The 330-nt window shown below is 72.4% G+C and carries 1 protein-coding gene; it reads left to right on the forward strand.

The window, feature by feature from the left end:
* Nucleotides 1-330: polyketide synthase dehydratase domain-containing protein (locus BIV23_RS45300; protein WP_143079296.1), on the forward strand; the 330-nt coding region annotated here is incomplete at both ends.

Consider the following 330-nt stretch of genomic DNA (forward strand, 5'->3'; position numbering starts at 1 on the left):
TCCGACGGGCTGGTGTTCACCTCGCGCCTGTCGCTGAAGTCGCACCCCTGGCTGGCCGATCACGCGATCGGTGGAGTGGTCATCCTGCCGGGCACGGGCCTGGTGGAGCTGGCCGTGCGGGCCGGTGACGAGGCCGGGTGCGGCGTCCTGGAAGAGCTGGTGATCGAAGCACCGCTGGTGGTGCCGCAGCAGGGCGGCGTACGGGTCCAGGTCGCCGTGGGCGCGCCGAACGAGAGCGGCTCGCGCACGGTGGAGGTCTACTCGCAGCGCGAGGAGGCCTCCGACGACGCGGAGACGTGGACACGGCATGCCACCGGCACGCTGTCGGCC

It is taken from the genome of Streptomyces monashensis (genome assembly GCF_001866665.1).
Classification (GTDB): domain Bacteria; phylum Actinomycetota; class Actinomycetes; order Streptomycetales; family Streptomycetaceae; genus Streptomyces; species Streptomyces monashensis.